Source organism: Bacteroides sp. BFG-606 (genome assembly GCF_024788145.1).
In the GTDB taxonomy this organism is placed as follows: domain Bacteria; phylum Bacteroidota; class Bacteroidia; order Bacteroidales; family Bacteroidaceae; genus Bacteroides; species Bacteroides vicugnae.
In genome coordinates this window covers 4,736,971-4,756,603 of the sequence record NZ_JANUIL010000001.1, presented here as the reverse complement: position 1 = coordinate 4,756,603, position 19,633 = coordinate 4,736,971, and the positions used below count along the sequence as shown (strand labels likewise).

The window sequence follows — 19,633 nt, the reverse complement described above, 5'->3', positions numbered from 1 at the left end:
ATAGATGTTACCTATTTGTTAATTTGCCTGCAAAGGTAGGAATTTCTCTTATTATTTAGAAGGACTTATTGTATAAAAAATATTTTTCTCTCCAACTTATCGGAAATATTTGTAGATTTGCTTTCTGAAAACAGTTAATAGTCAAAAATGAGTTCACGCTTTCCTTTATATATAATAGGTATAGTGTTGTTTGCCTCTTTTTTTTCGTGCACTGATATGGTGCCGACCAAAGAGGTGCGCCTGATTGATTCATTAAACGGGAAAGCGTATGCTTATCGTTATCGAAGCCTGGATTCTTCTTATAAATACGCCAATGAAGCCTATCGGCAGGTGAATTTCTACAAGTCGGGGAAAGCGGAAGCATCCAACAACCTGGGATTCTGTGCTTTTATGGCTATGGACTTTGACCGGGCGGAAGCGTTGCATAAGGAAGTATATAAACTGACTAAAAATGAACTCGAACTGTTGATTGCCGACATCGGACTGATGAAAATCTGTCAGCGGACGGCTATGAACAAAGAATTTTATGATTATCGTAACAGTGCGCTCAAGCGCATGAAACGTATTCGTGAAGAGAGTGACCTGTTTGCTGATCGTCACGAAGCACTCCGGCTGGATTATGCGTTCACCGAATTTTTCATCGTTTCTTCTATTTATTACTACTATCTGCAGCAACGGCAGGAGGCCATCACATCTCTCAACCGGATTCCCGAAGATGAAGCTTTGACAGATACTAATCAGTTGCTTTATTATCATTATATAAAAGGTTCGGCCTCATTGGTAGAAGCAACTAAGCCGGAAGACCGGAAAATGCGTGAGTTCGACCAACTTTATATTACGTGGCGGACAGCTGTTCAGACCAATCATCCTTATTTCGAAGGAAATGGTCTGCAAGGATTGGCTAATCTGATGGTTTCACCCAATAATTTCGAACTTTTCCGGACGAGAAGGGGATATGCGCTGGATCAGTTTGGTTTTCCGGTAGATTCGCTTTTGCCTTTGCGGATGGCACAGCGTGCGCTTGAAAAGTTCCGTGAGTATAATGATTTGTATCAGATTGCCGGTGCGTATGTGTCTATCGGTAAATATATGAATGAGCACGGACGTTATTCGGAGGCATTGGATACGCTTGCAAAAGCGTTGGATTGTGTGAATCAACATCACATGCTCTATTATCATCATGCGGCGGATACATTGGATAAACTATATGTTTTTGTAGAAGGAGATACGACTTATACCGGGGTTCCATGGATTATGCAGGAAGATGTGAGAACGGTACCTGAATGGATTTCAAGGATTCGGGAGCAATTGAGTGTGTCGTATGCGGGGCTCGGGATGAAGTATGCTTCTGACTACAACCGGAATATATATCTGGATATTTTGAATTATACCCGTCAGGATAAGGAGTTGGAGAGCCGTTATCTTTCATTGGAAGCCGATTCACGACAAATGACGCTTGTACTTTCTTTGGTTATTGTCGGACTTGTATTGGTGGTTATTCTTTGGTGGTTTTTCAATAAACGGTCTAAAATAAGGAATCAGGTAGACGTGGAGCGTCTGCAACGGATTCTGACTCTTTGCCGGGACATAACTTCGTCCATTCCGATGAATGTCCCATTAATTCAGCAAGGTATCGATCAATTGTTCGGGAAAGGACGTCTTCAACTGGAAATTTCGGAGGAGGGAAAAGCGGCACTGGTTCCTCTGCATCGGTTGAACCGTGATGAAAAAGCGTTAGTGCATGTGCTTGAACCGTATATTGTTTGGGCTGCGGATAATGAGCAGATGGTGGAAGCGTTGAGTGACGAGCGGATGCAGTTGGAAAAGCAGCGGTATGTTTACGAACAACATATTGCGGGAAATAAACGCCAGAATCTTATAAAGAAGGCTTGTCTGGCCATTGTCAATGGTATTAATCCTTATATTGACCGTATCTTGAATGAGGTGCATAAGTTGACGGAGAGGGGATATATTGATCATGCGAAGATTAAGAAAGAGAAGTATCAATACATTGATGAGCTGGTAACTACGATTAATGAGTACAACGATATTCTGGCTCTTTGGATTAAGATGAAGCAGGGAACGCTTAGCTTGAATATTGAAACTTTCAGTCTCAATGAACTGTTTGAGTTGCTAGGCAAGGGAAGACGTGCTTTTGAAATGAAAAATCAGAAGTTGGAAATTGAACCGACTACGGTTATGGTGAAGGCCGACCGGGCACTGACTTTGTTTATGATTAATACGCTGGCTGAAAATGCCCGTAAATATACTCCGGAAGGAGGAACCATTAAAGTGTATGCCCGCACTACGGAGGATGCCTATGTCGAGATCTCTGTGGAGGATAACGGAAGAGGTATTTCCGAAGAGGATGTGGTGTATATCATTGGTGAGAAGGTGTATGATTCCCGTGTGATCGGAATGAAGAATGCAGCCGATCCGGAAGTGTTGAAAGAGAACAAAGGTAGTGGTTTCGGATTGATGAATTGTAAGGGAATCATTGAGAAGTATAAGAAAACGAATGATTTATTCCGGGGATGCGTCTTTGATGTGGAGAGCGAACTGGGGAAAGGAAGTCGTTTTTATTTTCGTTTGCCTTCGGGAGTGCGTAAAGCGATGGGGGGATTGCTGCTTTGCTTGTTATTTCCGTTAGGGATGGTTTCTTGTCTGCATGATCCGATTCCTCCCATGTTGCAGGATGGCGATTCGATTGTAGTAGTTACGGATTCTGCGTATGAGGATTTGCTGGATGTAGCATCGGATTATGCGAATGCCGCCTATTTTGCTAATGTGGATGAAAATTATGAGTTAGCTTTGCAATATATAGATTCTGCCATGCTTTTTCTGAATGAGCATTATGAAAAATATGCGCGTCCGGATCGTCCACATCGGTATATGAAGCTGGTAGGTGAGGGAACGCCTGCTGAAATCAGTTGGTGGAACGAACTGTTTGATTCGGATTATCATGTAATTTTGGATATCAGGAATGAGGCGTCAGTAGCTTTTCTGGCTTTGAAACAGTTGGATGCATATAGTTATAATAATTCGGCATTTACGGATTTGTATAAGTTGCAGGGAGAGGATCAAACTCTCGAAGCATATTGCCGGCAGTTGGAGCGTTCGAATACTAATAAGACGGTAGGAATTATTTTATGCTTTGTTTTATTGATTGTTTCGTTGGTCGGATATTATTTTCTGTACATGAGAAAACGTTTGCAGAATCGTTTGAATCTCGAACAGGTACTTGAGATTAACCAAAAGGTGTTTGCCGCATCTTTGGTGAGACCGCAGGAACAGGAAAACGCAGAGGCGCTTCAACGGGAAGAGAGTACGCTTAAAGAAATTCCACAGCGGATTGTGGATGAAGCATTCAGTTCGGTAAATGAATTACTGACGATTGATCGGATGGGGATTGCTGTTTATAATGAAACGACGCACCGGCTGGAATATGCTTCTCGTCCCGGACAGGAAATGCCGGAGATGGTAGAGCTGTGTTTTAGTTCCGGAAAATATCTTTCCGAACAGCATCTTCAGGCAATTCCGCTGATGGTGGAAGCAGGAGGCGAGCATCAATGTGTCGGTGTGCTTTATCTGGAGCGCAGGGAGGGAACGGAACAGGAGACGGATCGACTGCTTTTTGAACTGGTAGCTCGTTATGTGGCTATTGTCGTGTTTAACGCAGTGGTGAAGCTGGCTACAAAATACCGGGATATCGAGTCGGCACACGAAGAAACACGCCGGGCTTCTTGGGAGGACAGCATGTTGCATGTACAGAATATGGTGCTTGACAACTGTTTGTCGACTATTAAACATGAGACGATTTATTATCCGAATAAGATCAAACAGATTGTAGGACGGTTGAATGCGCAGAATCTTTCGGAAACGGAAGAGCGTGAAGCGGTGGAGACTATGACGGAATTGATTGAATACTATAAGGGAATCTTTACGATTTTGAGTTCGTGTGCTTCCCGTCAATTGGAGGAGGTCACTTTCCGGCGTACGGTGATTCCGGTACAGGAGCTTTTGGATGCTGCCGGAAAATATTTCAAGAAGTTGATGAAGAATCGGCCGGAGAGGATAGAATTGGAAATAGAGTCTATGGAGGCGAAGGTGATAGGAGACGTGAATCAGTTGCGTTTTCTATTGGAGAATTTGATTGATGAAGCATTGACTGTGCGTGAAGATGGAGTGATACGTCTGCAAGCACGCAAGGATAATGAATATATTCGTTTCCTCTTTACGGATACGAGACGCGAGAAGAGTGTGGAAGAGTTGAATCAACTATTTTATCCGAATCTGGCACGTATGACTTCCGGTGAAAAAGGGGAGTTGAGGGGAACGGAATATCTGGTATGCAAGCAGATTATCCGCGACCACGACGAATTTGCGGGACGTAGGGGATGCCGTATCAATGCCGAGCCGGCTGAAGGCAGCGGGTTTACGGTTTATTTCACTATTCCGCGCCGATAAAAGGAAAACACATAAAAGTTATTAGATAAGGAACATGGAAGAACAGAAGTTTAAAGTTATTATTGTAGAGGATGTAAAACTGGAGTTGAAAGGGACAGAAGAAATATTCCGTCATGAAATACCGAATGCGGAAGTGATCGGCACGGCAATGACGGAAAGTGAGTTTTGGCCGTTGATGGAGGCCCAGCTTCCCGATCTGGTATTGTTGGACTTAGGACTGGGAGGTTCTACGACCATTGGTGTTGATATTTGCAAGAATATATTCAAACGTTACAAAGGAGTTCGGGTATTGATCTTCACGGGTGAGATTCTGAACGAAAAATTGTGGGTGGACGTATTGAATGCCGGTGCCGATGGAATCATCCTCAAAACGGGTGAGTTACTGACGAAAACAGACGTTCAGGCTGTGATGGACGGAAAGAAATTGGTATTCAACTATCCGATTCTGGAAAAGATTGTAGATCGTTTCAAGAAATCTGTAGCCAACGATGCCAAGCGTCAGGAGGCTGTCATCAGTTATGATATTGATGAATATGACGAACGTTTTCTCCGTCATCTGGCATTAGGTTATACGAAAGAGATGATTGCCAATCTGAAAGGAATGCCTTTTGGTGTGAAATCATTGGAGAAACGGCAGAATGATCTTATCGGACGTCTTTTCCCGAATGGTGAACGGGTGGGAGTGAATGCTACCCGGTTGGCAGTACGTGCATTGGAATTGCGTATTATTGATCTGGATAATCTGGAGCCTGACGAAGAGTAAATTAAGTATTAGGTATAAAGTATTATATGAAGAATAAATGGCGCATGCCCCATCCCGCTACGATGTTCCTTCTGCTGACAATGGCAGTGGTCTTTCTTTCATGGATATGCGATATCTATGGATTGAAAGTGACATTGCCGCAGACAGGTGAGGATATCCGTGTACAAAGCCTGTTGAGTCCGGAAGGAATCCGTTGGTGGTTGCGGAACGCTATTAAGAACTTTACGGGCTTTGCTCCGTTGGGCATGGTGATTATTGCTATGTTCGGATTGGGAGTGGCACAACATTCCGGTTTTATTGATGCATGTATCCGCATGGGGGTGGGAAACCGGCAGGAAAAGAGGAAAATCATTTTGTGGGTGATTGTGCTTGGTTTGTTGTCGAATGCCATTGGTGATGGTGGATATATCATTTTATTGCCTATTGCTGCTATGCTGTTTCAATGGGTGGGGCTTCATCCGGTTGCAGGGATTGTTACGGCTTATGTTTCCGTAGCGTGCGGGTATAGTGCTAATATTGTATTGAGTACGATGGACCCGTTGTTGGCGCATACCACGCAAGAGGCTGCATTGGCACAAACGGGTTATCAGGGAAATACGGAACCTCTTTGCAATTACTTTTTTATGAGTGCTTCAACAGTAGCCATTACGGCTATTGTGTATTGGATTACTCAAAAATGGCTTCTTCCTACGTTAGGTAAATATGAAGGCAGTATGAAAGTGGTGGCTTACCATCCTCTGTCTCGTAAAGAGCGGCGTGCTATTATGATTTCCATTGTTGTGGCAGCTATCTATGTGGCTCTTATCTTGTGGCTTACTTTTTCTTCTTATGGAATTTTGCGGGGTGTGAACGGTGGTTTGATGCATTCGCCTTTTATTGCCGGTATTTTGTTTTTGCTTTCTTTGGGAGCAGGTATTACGGGAATGGCTTATGGATTCAGTTCCGGGCGGTATCGCACTGATAATGATGTGATTGAAGGACTTACGCAGCCGATGAAGCTTCTTGGAGTGTATTTCGTTATCGCTTTCTTCGCTGCGCAGATGTTTGCCTGTTTTGAATATTCTCATCTGGATAAATGTCTGGCTATCATGGGTGCTGATCTGCTTTCTTCGTTTGAACCGGCTCCTTTGTCTGCTCTTGTCCTGTTTATTCTGTTTACGGCATTGATAAACCTGATTATGGTATCTGCTACTTCCAAATGGGCTTTTATGTCTTTTATCTTTATCCCGATGTTTGCACAGATGGGAATTGCTCCGGATATAGCACAATGTGCTTTCCGTATCGGAGATAGCTCGACGAATGCCATTACTCCTTTCTTATTCTATATGCCTCTGGTGCTTACCTATATGCGGCAGTATGATAAGCAGATTACGTATGGTTCATTGCTGAAATATACCTGGAGATATTCATTAGGCATTTTGGTTGTCTGGACATTGTTGTTTATCGTTTGGTATTTGTTGAAAATACCGATGGGATTGTAGGGCTAAGGAATGATTGCCGGGCTCCGGTTTATCAGATTGGAATTTTGTTTTTCTGAATTAATCGCTATATTTGCACCGTTCCTTAAAGAAAGACAACGAATGAATCTACCAGAAATCTCTGAAAATCTAATTGAACAGTTAAATCACGGTAATACAAAAGCATTTGATAAAATCTATCATACCTACTATCTTTATTTGTGTGCGATAGCCGTTTATTATGTGCATGATAAAAGGGTGGCAGGGGAGATTGTGAATGATGTCTTTGTTGCTTTTTGGCAGAATCGACATCATATTACTCATCCTGCTCTTCCGTATTTGCGGCGTGCCATTCAAAATGCGAGCATCAGTTATCTGCGCTCTTCTTACTTCAACGAAAAACAGATGACGGAACAGATGGAAGAAATCTGGGCTTTTCTCGAAAATCATATTCTTTCTTCCGATAATCCTTTGCAGGCATTGGAGCATAGCGAAATGAATACCATCATCATGAAGAAGGTGGAGGAATTGCCTGCCAAATGCCGTGCCATATTTAAAGCAAGTTTGTATGAGGGGAAGACATATAGTGAAATTGCCGAGGAGCAGAATATTAATGTGACCACTGTAAGGGTACAGATGAAAATAGCATTGACTAAGCTGCGCGAATCGCTAGGTACTCCTTATATGATAGCTATTTTGATGTTTCTCTAAAAAAAATCGCTTTTCTTTTAAACGTTTCTTTTTTTATTGCGTATCTAGTTATATACACCCATAGAAAAAGTACGTTTATGAATGACTCTTATCATATAGAAGAATTGGAAATCCGGATAAGCAACTATCTGTCCGGTAACTGCACCGAAGAAGAGAAAGAAGCTCTGTTCGCTTATCTGGCTTCCAATGAAGATGCTGCTAAAATTTTCCGGGAGATGTCCGCAGTATGGGCTGTTTCTTCTGTGCCTGCATTTGCCAAAGTAGAGGATGCTAATTTATCACAGATAAAAGAAAAAATAGCCGCTGCTGAGATGAAACCTGTCCGTTCGCGGAAGATAGTTCCTGTGTGGCTGAAAGTAGCTGCTGCAATTATTTTGTTGTTGGGCTGTAATTACTTCTGGTACACTTATACTGAAAATCTTACGGAAGTATATACGAATGCGGATTCTCCTTATGAAATTAAAGTGCCGGCCGGTTCGCGGACGAATATTGTGCTTCCGGATGGAACAGAGGTTTCATTGAATGCGGGTTCTGTGTTACGCTATTGTCGCGGGTTCGGTATTCGTGAACGTGATGTTACGCTTGATGGCGAAGGATATTTCAAGGTGGCGAAAAATGAGAAGATTCCTTTCTTTGTAACTACGAATGGTGTGCAGGTAAAGGTGGTGGGGACTGTTTTTAATGTCCGTGCTTATGATGACGATAATTATGTAATGGTATCTCTGTTGGAAGGTCGTGTCAATTTAGCCACTTTGTCCGGTTCGGTGATGAAGCTATTCCCTAGCGAACAGGCTTTTTACGATAAGAATACGGGCCGCATGGAGAAAATGAAATCTAATGCAAGTTCTGCCTGTGACTGGTTGGATGGTGGCCTGACATTTGAAGATGCTCCATTTGCCGACATTGCACACCGTCTGGAGCGCAAATTCCAGGTGAAGATCAGTTTAGGGAGTGAACGTCTGAAAGCGGAACGCTTTTCCGGATGTTTCAATAGTAATCAAAGTATCAATGATATATTGGGAGAAATCAACGTTGAGAAGCAATATACATGGAAAGTTAGTGGAGACACTATCTTTATAACTGACAAGAAAAAGGAGGTAAAATAAGAAAAAGTAAAGTATGATTGAGAACTTAGTCGATAGATATATCGGCGGTTCAGCGTTGTATAGAAAGATATTATGTTAACCTTTAATAGTGAAAAATATGAGATTAATAGTAAAAAGAATATTATTAATGCTTCTGCTTTTGTCTGTAGGAAATGCTTTGACTGGTGGTTTCCAGCTATCGGCACAGGTACAAAGTAAAAGTTTCAGTGTGAAAGTAGATAATATTACTTTAAAAGAAGCCATTGAAGTAATAAAGAAGCAAGGCAATTACTCTTTCCTGATTCGTAATAATGACATTGATTTGAATAGGAAAGTTTCTGTGAATATAAATAACGGTACTATTAATGATGTGATGGGACAATTGCTGGTCGGAACGGACGTCAGGTATGAAGTGAACGGAAACCGGGTGATTATGTTCCATGCAGTGACACCGCAGAAAGAACAGGAAAAAGCGTTTGTCTTAAAAGGACGGATCACTGATCCTACAGGTGAAGGGGTGATTGGGGCAAATGTGAAAGTGGTCGATTCTACGGAAGGTACCATTACGGATATGGATGGCAATTTCTCCTTGATGGTTACTCCAAATGCCCGTTTATCCATATCGTATATCGGCTATGCCACACAGGAAGTGGTGGTGAAAGATCAACGTCCTCTCAATGTAACTTTGAAAGAAGATACCCGGTTAATAGACGAAGTAGTAGTTGTTGGTTACGGCGTACAAAAGAAAGCGAACCTGACAGGTGCGGTGAGCAGTGTGAAGATGGATGATGTTTTAGGTGACCGTCCGGTGGTGTCTGTGAGTGACGCTTTGAAAGGGGCAATGCCCGGTTTGCAGATTACAGGTAATTCTGGAAGACCCGGTGAAGAAATGAGTTTCAATATTCGTGGTGTCAACAGTCTGGATAAGAATGGAAAACCGCTGGTACTGGTGGATAACGTGGAGATGGATATTAATATGCTCGATCCGAACGATATCGAATCGGTGACTGTTTTGAAGGATGCGGCATCTTCTGCTATTTATGGAGCACGGGCAGCTTTCGGGGTGATTTTGATTACTACAAAGAAAGGTTCGGATGCAACTAAACTCTCTATTAATTATTCAAATAATTTCTCCTTCAGCAGGCCTGCCAATATGCCTCATAAGGCTACTCCGCTCCAAACGGTACAGGCTTATAAGGACATGGGGACAATCAATTATCAAAGTGGTCAGAACGTAGATACTTGGTTGGGACTTTTGAAGGAATATAATGCTAATCCGTCTGCATATCCGGATGGTTATGCAATGGTGGACGGGCTGCGTTATAGCTTGGCAGAAACTGATCTTTTCGATGATATGATGGAGACTGGTTTCCAGCAAACTCATAATATCTCGGTAGGTGGCGGTACGAAAGATATTTCTTATCGTTTCTCCTTTGGTATGGTGAATGAAAATGGGGTACTGGCTTCGGATAAAGATACGTACAAGCGTTACAATGTGTCTTCTTATCTCCGTTCAGATGTGTTTTCATGGATTACTCCGGAATTGGATATTAAATATACGAATTCCAACTCTTCATTGCCGGAAACTTCCGGAGGATATGGTATATGGGGAGCAGCAGTCGCATTCCCTTCTTATTTCCCTACCGGAACAATGAATATCGACGGTGAAGAATTACCGATCAATACTCCTCGTAATTTGATTGACCTGGCATATCCGACCACTATTCAAAAGAATAATCTTCGTATTTTCGGAAAGGTAACGATCAGTCCTTTGAAGAATGTGAAGTTGATTGGTGAGTACACATTCAATCATCTAAGTAACGAGAAAACGAAATTTGAGAAGAAGTTCTATTATGCACATGGAGGCAATTTTGTGAAAGAGGTTTCCACTGCCAATTCCAAGTATGAATACTCCAATGGTATTACGGATTATAATGCATTGAACTTCTATGCTAACTATAACAACTCATGGGGCAAACATGATGTAACGGTGATGGGAGGTTTCAATCAGGAAAGTAGCGACTACCGCTATGCGGAGATGTCGCGTATGAATATGATTAATGAAGATCTGCCGTCTATCTCGCAGTCGACAGGTGACTATTTTGCTAAAGACAAATTTGAACGTTATACGGTAAGAGGGTTGTTCTATCGCATCAACTATTCGTTTGCCGGCAAGTATTTGCTTGAAACGAACGGACGTTATGACGGTTCTTCCAAATTCCCGAAGAATAGCCGTTTCGGTTTCTTTCCTTCTGTTTCCGCCGGATGGCGTATCAGCGAGGAAGCATTTATGAAACCTTTGAATTCAGTTCTTTCTAACTTGAAATTGCGTGGTTCTTGGGGTAATATCGGAAATCAGAGTATCACTCCTTATGCATATATTCCCGGTATGGATGCTGAACAGGCTTATTGGACTGTTTCCGGTATTAAAGTTACTACTTTGAAACCTGCTGCATTGGTCAGCAATAGCTTTACTTGGGAGAAAGTTACGACAATTGATGTCGGATTCGATCTTGGGCTATTGGATAACAGACTAAATATGGTGTTCGACTGGTATCGAAGAGATACTAAGGGTATGCTTGCTCCGGGTTCTGAACTTCCGGGTGTATTAGGTGCAAGTGCTCCTTTACAAAATACGGCTGACCTTCGTTCTAAAGGATGGGAAGTTTCGGTTGACTGGAATGACCAAATCGGAAAAGTGAAATATAGCTTAGGTTTCAATCTTTACGATTCGAAAACAAAGATTACTAAATACAATAACGAAACAGGATTATTTGGTAAGGACAAGAATGATAATGAAACATATCGTGTAGGAATGGAGCTGGGTGAGATCTGGGGATATGTAACCGATCGTTTGTATACAGTAGATGATTTCGATGCGGAAGGTAAATTGAAACCGGGTATTGCCAAAGTGGAAGGGTATAATCCGAATCCGGGAGATATATTATACAAAGATTTGGATGGTAATAATATTATCAACAGTGGTACCAGTACAACGAAAGATCCGGGAGACCGTAAAATCATCGGTAATAATACCCGGCGTTATCAGTATGGTATTCATGGTAGTGCAAGTTGGAACGGTTTTTCTCTGTCATTCTTGCTGCAAGGAGTTGGTAAACGGGATTTATGGGTGATGAACGATCTGTTTTATCCACATTATGATGCTTGGACTACCGTTTACGATTCACAGTTGAATTACTGGACTCCGGAAAATACGAATAGTTATTTTCCCCGTATTTATGAGAAAGCGGCCGGAAATACAGATGCCAATACACGTGTACAGACTCGTTATTTACAGGATGGATCGTATTTAAGTATTCGTAATATAACACTTTCTTATAATTTCCCGTCCAAGTGGATGAGTAAGATTGGAGTTAATAATCTGGCTGTGTTCTTCAGTGGTGAGAATCTTTATACGTTCGACCACTTGCCGAAGGGACTTGATCCGGAACGTTCTGTCACGGATGATTTAGGACAACGTGGTTTTACCTATCCGTATATGAGACAGTATTCGTTCGGTATAAACCTTTCATTCTGATTGTTTCACAACTTAAAGAGTAATTATTATGAATAAATATATACTATGTGTAAGCGTTAGTTTTTGTTTGTTGATGTCGTCTTGTCTGAATGACGAATTTCTGGAGGTTTATCCTAAAGGACAGCAAACAGAAGCATCGGTCTTTACTACTTATGACAACTTTAAAACGTATACATGGGGATTGTATAACGTGTTCTTCGGATATACGTATGATACAGGGCAAACGGATGAAATTTTCCGTGGTGATTTTGAATCGGATAACATGATAAAAGGATTGGATGGATATGAAGGTCAGTGGGCATATCGCAAAGCAAAGGCTACGGATGAATCTAAAGATTGGGATTACGATTATATCCGCCGTGTTAATCTGATGCTTGATAATATCGATCATTCGGAAATGAATGAAACCGAGAGGGAGCATTGGAGAAGTGTGGGATATTTCTTCCGTTCTTATAAATACTTTCAGATGCTTTCTAAATTTGGTGATATTCCCTGGGTAGAGCATGCTTTGACAGAGGAAAGTCCCGAGCTTTATGGAAAACGTGATAGTCGTGACCTGGTGGCTTCCAATATTCTGTCTAATTTGAAATATGCGGAAACACATATTGGCAGTAATATCGAAGCGGATGGGAAAAATACAATTAATATGTATGTGGTGAAAGCTCTTATTTCCCGTTTTGCTTTATTTGAAGGAACTTGGAGAAAATATCATGGTTTGTCGGGGGCAGATACTTATCTGGAAGAATGTGCCCGTGCTTCTGAAGAGGTGATTAAGCAATATCCGAATGTGCATCCTAAATATGATGAGTTGTTTAATTCGGAAACACTGGATGGAGTGACAGGTATTATTTTGTATAAGGCTTATGAAACCGGACAGTTGATGCATGGTTTGACCCGTATGGTGCGTACAGGTGAATCTTATATTGAGGCAACGAAAGACGCGGTAGACAGTTATCTCTGTACGGATGGACGACCGGTTAGCACGACGACTAGCCATTATGGGGGTGATAAGAATATGTATGGACAATTCCGTGATCGTGATTACCGGTTGTATTTGACGATCTGTCCTCCATATATGGTGAAGAAAGAAAACGGACCCAGTACGGCTGATTGGAAATATACGGATAATGCACAGGACAGAGAATTTATAGATTTAATGGCTACGATTTCCGGTGAAACTTATCATCGTTTGCCGTCTTCCAACTTTAAAGGATTCACTGTGCAAGGACAACCTCATTTTAAGAATATGAACTGGGGACAGGGCTGGAATGCTTCCCAAATGGGCTTCTGGGTATGGAAATATTATAATACACATACTGTAGCTACCAACGCGAATGGGGTGAATACAACAGATGCCCCGCTGTTCCGTATAGGTGAGGTGATGGTAAATTATGCCGAAGCGATGTGCGAATTGAACAAGTTAGACCAGGATGCTGCGGATAAGTCTATTAACAAACTTCGGGCAAGAGCTAATGTGGCGAAAATGGTGGTAAATGATATTAATGATGCTTTTGATCCGAAGCGTGATCCTTCCGTTCCTGCTCTCTTGTGGGAAGTGCGTAGGGAGAGACGAGTTGAGTTGATGGGTGAAGGTTTCCGTCTGGATGATTTGCGCAGGTGGAAGAAAGGAGACTATGTTAACAAACAACCGCTGGGTGCTTATGTGACAGGGGCTTCGGCCAAGAATTTGAAAGTAACGGGTGGTACAGGTGCTGATGAAGGATATGTTTATTTCTTTGATACCCCGCTTGGATGGCAGGAACATTATTATCTGTATCCGTTGCCTTTGAAGCAATTGGCTTTAAATACGAATCTGGAACAAAATCCGGTATGGACAAAGTAATTTTAAATTAAAATGATGCACAAGACCTGTAATATTTTAGTATATTGCAGGTCTTGAAAATTTAAGGTAGAAAATGAAAAATAGAATATCGATAAAATATGCGTTTTTTTGTGGAACAGCTTGCTGCATCTCATCTATATTACGGGCGCAACAGGATGTATCTCGAATGAATGTGCTTTTTATAATGGCTGATGATATGCGTCCCGAACTGGGGTGCTACGGGGTGGATGTAGTGAAAACTCCTAATATGGACCATTTGGCGGCAACTGGAGTCTTGTTTCAGAATGCGTATTGTAATATTCCTGTGAGTGGGGCATCCCGGGCTAGTTTATTGACGGGGGTATATCCTCATTATCCCGATCGCTTTATTAGTTTTTCCGCCTATGCCAGCAAAGATTGTCCCGAAGCAATACCTATTTCGGGATGGTTCACCCGGAATGGTTATCATACTATTTCGGACGGCAAGGTGTTTCATCATATCAGCGATCATGCGGATTCGTGGAGCGAGGCTCCTTACCGGAATCATCCGGATGGATATGATGTATATTGGGCGGAATATAATAAATGGGAACTTTGGATGAATTCGGAATCGGGAAAAACGATTAATCCGAAAACGATGAGGGGACCTTTCTGTGAATCTGCTGATGTTCCTGATACTGCCTATGATGATGGGAAACTTGCAAACCGGGCTATTCGTGACTTGAAAAGGATGAAAGAGACTGGCAAACCTTTCTTCTTGGCTTGTGGTTTCTGGAAACCTCATTTGCCGTTCAATGCTCCAAAGAAATATTGGGATTTATATAAACGGGAGGAAATACCTTTGGCTACCAATCGTTTCCGGCCTGAAGGATTACCGGAGCAGGTTCGTAATTCGGGCGAGATATATGCGTATGCACGGGTTACGGATACGAGTGATATTGACTTCCAACGGGAGGTAAAACATGGATATTATGCTTGTTTGAGTTATGTGGATGCACAGATCGGCAAGGTATTGGATGCATTGGATGAACTGGGATTATCGGATAATACAATTGTGGTTTTGTTGGGGGATCATGGCTGGAATCTGGGAGAACATGATTTTATAGGTAAACATAATCTGATGGATACTTCTACTCATGTACCGTTGATTGTCCGTGTGCCGGGAATGAAAAAGGGAAAAACAAAATCGATGGTGGAATTTGTTGATTTGTACCCGACTTTATGTGAACTTTGCAAACTTCCTGTTCCCGCTGAACAGTTAAGCGGACAAAGCTTTGCCGGGGTTTTCAAAAATCTGAAAGCTAAGACGAAAGATGAAGTTTATATTCAGTGGGAAGGAGGAGATAATGCTGTTGACCGGCGTTATAGTTATGCGGAATGGATGAAAGGCGACGTGAAGAAAGCCAGTATGCTGTTTGATCATCAGATTGACAGGAAGGAAAACAAGAACCGGGTAGATGAGAAAAAATATAAGAATAAGGTCGAATCATTATCTTCTTTTATCAGAATAAAGAAGTCATCATTAAAGAAATAATATGAGAACAGTTTTTTTACAGTCCAACCGTTTGGTATCGGTTGTTTTATTCATGCTTTATGGTATGTCGATGTTTGCCCAGCGACAGGATATCTTGTTAAATAACGATTGGAATTTCCGGTTCTCGCATCAGGTACAGAAGGGAACAGAAGTAAGAGTTGATTTGCCTCATACTTGGAATGCACAGGATGCTTTGTCCGGTAAGATAGACTATAAACGGGGAATTGGCAATTATGAGAAGAATTTATTTATTCGTTCCGAATGGAAAGGAAAACGTCTTTTTATTCGTTTCGAAGGAGTGAATAACATTGCGGATGTGTTTGTCAATCGTCGTCATATAGGTGAGCATCGTGGGGGATATGGGGCTTTTATCTTTGAGATCACTGGAAAGGTGGAATATGGAAAAGAAAATTCTATATTGGTACGGGTGAATAATGGTGAACAGTTGGATATTATGCCTTTGGTCGGTGACTTTAATTTTTATGGAGGTATTTATCGGGATGTACATTTGCTGATTACTGATGAGACGTGTATTTCTCCTTTGAATTATGCTTCTCCCGGAGTACGTCTGATACAGGATAGTGTAAGCCATAAATATGCTAAGGTGCGTGCTGTTGTTGATTTATCAAACGGAGATAGTGGTAATCGGGAAGTAGAGCTTAATGTACGCCTGTTAGATGGTCAAAGGGTGGTGAAAGAAGGAACAAAGAAAGTGAATCTTTCTGGAAACGCAGCAATGCAGCAGGAATTTACATTTGAAATCGATCAACCTCATTTATGGAATGGCCGTCAGGATCCTTTCCTTTATCAGGCGGAAGTGACTCTTTCCCGGAATGGTCAGATGGTAGATCGCGTCACACAACCGTTGGGACTTCGTTTTTACCGGATCGACCCTGATAAAGGTTTTTTCCTGAATGGAAAACATTTACCTCTTCAAGGCGTTTGCCGTCATCAGGATAGGAGTGAGGTGGGCAATGCATTGCGCCCGCAACACCATGAGGAAGATGCGGCATTGATGTTGGAGATGGGAGTGAATGCTGTTCGTCTGGCGCATTATCCGCAGGCTACTTATTTTTATGATCTGATGGATAAGAATGGTATTATTGTATGGGCTGAAATACCTTTTGTGGGCCCTGGTGGATATAATGATAAGGGGTTTGTGGATTTACCTGCTTTCCGTGCCAACGGAAAGGAACAGCTCAAAGAGCTGATTCGCCAACATTATAATCATCCTTCTATTTGTGTATGGGGGCTATTTAATGAGTTGACGGAGTTGGGAGATAATCCGGTTGAGTACATCAAAGAATTAAATGTGCTGGCACATCAGGAAGATCCTACTCGACTTACGACCTCTGCAAGTAATCAAATGGGAGATTTGAATTTCATAACGGATGCTATTGCCTGGAACCGTTATGATGGATGGTATGGTGGCACTCCCGCTGATTTGGGGAAATGGTTGGATCGAATGCATAAGGATCATCCGGAAATATGTATCGCTATCAGTGAATATGGTGCCGGCGCAAGTATTTACCATCAACAAGATTCGTTGGTTAAAACTGTACCAACCAGCTGGTGGCATCCAGAAAACTGGCAGACGTATTATCACATTGAAAACTGGAAAACAATCTCTTCCCGCCCTTATGTATGGGGAAGCTTTGTATGGAATATGTTTGATTTTGGCGCTGCACATCGCACTGAAGGAGACCGTCCCGGAATTAATGATAAAGGTTTGGTTACCTTCGACCGGAAAGTTCGTAAAGATGCTTTCTACTTCTATAAAGCTAACTGGAATGGGGAAGAACCAATGCTTTATTTGACAGGCAAACGTAACACGGCGCGTACACAACGTTTGCAAACAATTATTGCTTTCACGAATCAGTCAGGAGCCGAATTGTTTGTAAACGGTAAGAGTTATGGTAAAGCAACACCGGATTCGTATGCTATTCTGGAATGGAAAAATGTGGAACTACAACCTGGTGAAAATGAAATAAAGGTCGTCTCCACTAATAAGAAGTTACCTTTGAGCGATAGCTTTCATTGTAGATTGTGATAGGTACAATTGCAGCTAAGAGAAAATCAGGCACGTTCTCTCGTACAAATATACGTAATAATTGGGATTTGAGTGCATTGCGTGCTTCATCTGTTGTCCAGGCATTACAGAATATTTATGGTATAAATCCCAAACGCCTGACAGCTGCCGGTCGAGGTGAATTTAATCCGGTAGCCGGTAATGATACGGCAGAAGGAAAAGCTTGTAACCGCCGGAACGAGATTATTATAACTCCTAAACTGGATCAGTTCATGGATTTGATTGATCAGGCTCCTGATAGTTCTTCATCCGATACAATTGCTAATGAGGATGTGAAAGAGTAGAAAAGACCTTCACTTAGAGATAAAATAAAAGCGATGAATTCAAATTCATCGCTTTTATTTTAAGTGGTTAACATAAGATTTTGTAGGATTTGGACTAAATTATAAAACTCATTTTCTTTACAATAAAGTTTAAAAATTAAGTAGCACTACTGTATCTGATTGATAGATGAGGAGGGTCAGAGTTGCGGTCCGAAAACGACAAGTGCTTTGGCAGCGTCATTATCGCAATACTGCTTAAAGTTTTCCCTATACATACCAGCCAATTTCTTTGCTTTTTCTTTCCATTCATTGACATCGGTGTAAGTATTACGAGGGTCGAGAATGCCTTCCGATACATTTTTCAATGCTTTGGGTACATTCAGGTTCATGATAGGAATATGAATCGTATCCACTTCATCAATAGAACCATCGATGATGGAGTCGATGATAGCACGGGTGTCTTTGAGAGAAATTCGTTTACCCGTACCGTTCCAACCAGTATTTACAAGATAGGCCTTCGCACCGTGTTCTTTCATCCGGGCAACGAGTGTTTTTGCATACATGGTGGGATGTAATGTCAGGAAAGCTTCACCAAATGCTGGCGAGAATGATGGTATAGGTTCGGTGATGCCCCGTTCAGTACCTGCCAGTTTGGATGTAAAGCCACTCAGCAAATGATATTGAGCTTGGTTCTCGTCAAGGATAGAAACCGGGGGTAATACGCCAAATGCATCGGCAGACAGGTAAACGATTTTTTTTGCATGACCAGCTTTGGAAGGAAGTACAATCTTATTGATATGATAAATCGGATAAGATACACGTGTATTCTCTGTTCTTGATTTATCAGTGAAGTCTACACTTCCATCAGGACGTACCGTCACATTTTCCAACAGTGCATCCCGACGGATGGCACGCCAGATATCTGGTTCACTCTCTTCGCTCAGGTTAATAACTTTGGCATAGCAACCACCTTCATAATTGAATACACCATTTTCATCCCAGCCATGTTCATCATCTCCAATCAGATAACGTTTCGGGTCGGCAGATAAAGTAGTTTTTCCCGTTCCCGACAAACCGAAGAAAATCACCACATCACCTGCCTCGCCCACATTGGCGGAACAGTGCATTGAGGGAATACCTTGCAGCGGCAGGTAATAGTTTTGCATACAGAACATTCCTTTTTTCATTTCGCCACCATACCATGTGCCGCCAATCACCTGCATACGTTCAGTCAGATTAAAGCAGACGAAAACTTCCGAATTCAAGCCTTGTTCTTTCCAATTCGGGTTAACAGTCTTGGAAGAATTTAATACCACAAAATCCGGTTCGCCATAGTTTTTCAAATCATAAAAAGAGGGGCGCATGAACATATTGGTGACAAAATGTGCTTGCCAGGCCACTTCCATAATGAAACGTACTTTCAGGCGGGTATTCTCATTAGCACCGCAGAAAGTATCTACCACATATAACTTTCTCGAAGAAGAAAGTTGTTTTTGAGATAATGCTTTCAAGTCATTCCATATTTCGGTAGAAACAGGCTTGTTTATTACCCCGTCCCACCAAACAGTATTTTCGGTAATAGCATCTTTCACAATATATTTGTCTTTGGGTGACCGTCCTGTGAACTTACCAGTATTCACGGCTACTGCTCCCGTATCAGTCAGATAACCTTTCTCGAAACCTTCATTAGCTGGATTCATTTCGTCCTGAAACAATTGTTCATACGATGGGTTGTGTACAATCTCAAAATTACCGACAATGCCATACTTGCTTAAATCTACATTTTCCATACTTTCAAATATTAATGATTGATATATAAAATTTATTTCTTCATTCCTGATTTATTTATCGACGGCAAAGTTACAGCCTTTCCAAACGATGTCTTATATTTGCATAATTAATAC

10 protein-coding genes and 1 pseudogene are annotated in these 19,633 nt (G+C 41.8%); 10 read left to right on the top strand and 1 reads right to left on the bottom strand.

Annotated features, from left to right (window positions below; translation table 11 throughout):
• Positions 1–147: 147 nt before the first annotated feature.
• The 10 genes and pseudogenes from NXV01_RS18050 to NXV01_RS18005 all read left to right on the top strand — a co-directional run.
• The gene (locus NXV01_RS18050; RefSeq protein ID WP_259023011.1) at positions 148–4,467 is read left to right on the top strand and encodes a DUF5113 domain-containing protein; all 4,320 of its coding nucleotides are present in this window, start codon (positions 148–150) and stop codon (positions 4,465–4,467) included.
• Positions 4,468–4,501: 34 nt separating this feature from the next.
• A complete protein-coding gene (locus NXV01_RS18045) occupies positions 4,502–5,230 on the top strand; it encodes a DUF5932 domain-containing protein (RefSeq protein WP_004295828.1) in 729 nt (242 codons plus the stop codon).
• A gap of 26 nt (positions 5,231–5,256) precedes the next feature.
• Positions 5,257–6,711, top strand: a complete 1,455-nt coding sequence (locus NXV01_RS18040) for an AbgT family transporter (protein ID WP_217723460.1) — start codon at positions 5,257–5,259, stop codon at positions 6,709–6,711.
• Between the two features lie 99 nt (positions 6,712–6,810).
• Positions 6,811–7,398 (top strand): RNA polymerase sigma-70 factor, encoded by a 588-nt coding sequence (locus tag NXV01_RS18035; RefSeq protein ID WP_004308903.1) that lies wholly within the window; start codon positions 6,811–6,813, stop codon positions 7,396–7,398.
• Between the two features lie 77 nt (positions 7,399–7,475).
• Complete coding sequence (locus NXV01_RS18030; protein ID WP_259023010.1) at positions 7,476–8,504, top strand: FecR domain-containing protein; 1,029 nt, start codon at positions 7,476–7,478, stop codon at positions 8,502–8,504.
• Between the two features lie 127 nt (positions 8,505–8,631).
• Positions 8,632–12,021 (top strand): TonB-dependent receptor, encoded by a 3,390-nt coding sequence (locus NXV01_RS18025; protein ID WP_259023458.1) that lies wholly within the window; start codon positions 8,632–8,634, stop codon positions 12,019–12,021.
• Positions 12,022–12,049: 28 nt separating this feature from the next.
• The gene (locus NXV01_RS18020; protein WP_148367381.1) at positions 12,050–13,864 is read left to right on the top strand and encodes a RagB/SusD family nutrient uptake outer membrane protein; all 1,815 of its coding nucleotides are present in this window, start codon (positions 12,050–12,052) and stop codon (positions 13,862–13,864) included.
• Positions 13,865–13,937: 73 nt separating this feature from the next.
• Positions 13,938–15,377: a sulfatase gene (locus NXV01_RS18015; protein ID WP_259023009.1), complete on the top strand. Its 1,440-nt coding sequence runs from the start codon at positions 13,938–13,940 to the stop codon at positions 15,375–15,377.
• Positions 15,378–15,429: 52 nt separating this feature from the next.
• Positions 15,430–17,427: a glycoside hydrolase family 2 TIM barrel-domain containing protein gene (locus NXV01_RS18010; protein WP_409012956.1), complete on the top strand. Its 1,998-nt coding sequence runs from the start codon at positions 15,430–15,432 to the stop codon at positions 17,425–17,427.
• 38 nt (positions 17,428–17,465) lie between these two features.
• Positions 17,466–17,750 (top strand): annotated as a pseudogene (locus NXV01_RS18005) (flagellar motor protein MotB); the annotation flags it as partial.
• Positions 17,751–17,926: 176 nt separating this feature from the next.
• On the opposite strand, the gene pckA reads toward NXV01_RS18005, so the two are convergent.
• Positions 17,927–19,519, bottom strand: a complete 1,593-nt coding sequence (gene pckA / locus NXV01_RS18000; RefSeq protein WP_148367377.1) for a phosphoenolpyruvate carboxykinase (ATP) — start codon at positions 19,517–19,519, stop codon at positions 17,927–17,929.
• Between the last annotated feature and the right edge of the window lie 114 nt (positions 19,520–19,633).

Bases quoted from the DNA above. Each gene is read 5' to 3' on its own strand.
- NXV01_RS18050 (WP_259023011.1), top strand. From the start codon at position 148: ATGAGTTCACGCTTTCCTTTATATATAATAGGTATAGTGTTGTTTGCC.
- NXV01_RS18045 (WP_004295828.1), top strand. From the start codon at position 4,502: ATGGAAGAACAGAAGTTTAAAGTTATTATTGTAGAGGATGTAAAACTG.
- NXV01_RS18040 (WP_217723460.1), top strand. From the start codon at position 5,257: ATGAAGAATAAATGGCGCATGCCCCATCCCGCTACGATGTTCCTTCTG.
- NXV01_RS18035 (WP_004308903.1), top strand. From the start codon at position 6,811: ATGAATCTACCAGAAATCTCTGAAAATCTAATTGAACAGTTAAATCAC.
- NXV01_RS18030 (WP_259023010.1), top strand. From the start codon at position 7,476: ATGAATGACTCTTATCATATAGAAGAATTGGAAATCCGGATAAGCAAC.
- NXV01_RS18025 (WP_259023458.1), top strand. From the start codon at position 8,632: ATGCTTCTGCTTTTGTCTGTAGGAAATGCTTTGACTGGTGGTTTCCAG.
- NXV01_RS18020 (WP_148367381.1), top strand. From the start codon at position 12,050: ATGAATAAATATATACTATGTGTAAGCGTTAGTTTTTGTTTGTTGATG.
- NXV01_RS18015 (WP_259023009.1), top strand. From the start codon at position 13,938: ATGAAAAATAGAATATCGATAAAATATGCGTTTTTTTGTGGAACAGCT.
- NXV01_RS18010 (WP_409012956.1), top strand. From the start codon at position 15,430: ATGCTTTATGGTATGTCGATGTTTGCCCAGCGACAGGATATCTTGTTA.
- pckA (WP_148367377.1), bottom strand. From the start codon at position 19,519: ATGGAAAATGTAGATTTAAGCAAGTATGGCATTGTCGGTAATTTTGAG.